General features: G+C 61.8%; 1 pseudogene. It reads right to left on the bottom strand.

What is annotated here, in order from left to right:
- Window positions 1-12 precede the first annotated feature (12 nt).
- A pseudogene (locus IT775_RS21165) lies at window positions 13-623 on the bottom strand (IS5 family transposase); the annotation flags it as partial.

The raw sequence follows: 623 nt of genomic DNA, 5'->3' as shown, positions 1-623 counted from the left end.
TAGGGTCAGGACTCATAGCCAATAGATGACGGTTGCAGCGAGCGCGATTGCGGAGAGGAAGACCTTCGGGCACCTGTCGTATCGGGTGGCAACCCGTCGCCAATCCTTGAGCCTGCCGAACATGATCTCGATCCGGTTGCGCCGTTTGTAGCGGCGCTTGTCGTATTTCACGGTCGTCTTGCGCTGTTTACGGCCCGGGATGCAGGCGCGTATCCCTTTGTCTTTCAACGCTTCTCTGAACCAGTCTGCGTCATAGCCCCGGTCCCCGAGCAGCCATTCGACCTTTGGCAGGCCGCCCAGCAATGCCCGTGCGCCGATGTAGTCGCTGACCTGTCCAGCGGTGACGAAGAGGTCAAGCGGGCGACCCTGGCTATCGCAGATGGCGTGCAGCTTGGTGTTCATGCCGCCTTTGGTCCGCCCGATCAGGCGTCCACGCCCCCCTTTTTCACGCCCATGCTGGTCGCTGTCCGGTGGGCCTTGAGGTAGGTCGCGTCGATCATCACGGTCTTCTCTTCGCCGTGCTCGGCGGCCAAGCCCGCCATCATACGGCCGAAGACACCCTTGTCGCTCCATCGCTTCCAGCGGTTGTAGAGCGTTTTGTGCGGACCGTATTCCGCAGGCGC

It is taken from the genome of Thalassovita aquimarina, from assembly GCF_018219815.1.
GTDB classification, from domain to species: domain Bacteria; phylum Pseudomonadota; class Alphaproteobacteria; order Rhodobacterales; family Rhodobacteraceae; genus Thalassobius; species Thalassobius aquimarinus.
Note: the sequence above shows the minus strand (reverse complement) of the source record. Positions and strands in the feature narration are given on the sequence as shown.